Raw genomic sequence first — 232 nt, forward strand, 5'->3', positions numbered from 1 at the left:
CGTGTGGCGTACTCCGAAGGAGCGGACGCGCTCGCGGTCACCACGACGGGCGGCCGCGTCGGCGAGGAGTTCGCCGCCGAGCTCCGCGCCAGCGGAGTGCCGCACGCCCTCGTGTCGGTGGCCGCCGAGACCCGGCGAAGCATCGCCGTGGTCGACGAGACCGCCGGCGACACGACGGTCATCAACGAGCGCGGAGTCAACCCGACCGACAGCGAGTGGGCCGATCTCCTCG

1 protein-coding gene is annotated in these 232 nt (G+C 73.3%); it reads left to right on the top strand.

What is annotated here, in order from left to right:
• The coding region (locus R0J87_RS25125; RefSeq protein ID WP_498889745.1) for a hypothetical protein at positions 1-232 on the top strand (232 nt) is incomplete at both ends.

It is taken from the genome of Halomonas sp. SIMBA_159 (genome assembly GCF_046536035.1).
Taxonomy (GTDB): Bacteria; Pseudomonadota; Gammaproteobacteria; order Pseudomonadales; family Halomonadaceae; genus Vreelandella; species Vreelandella venusta_A.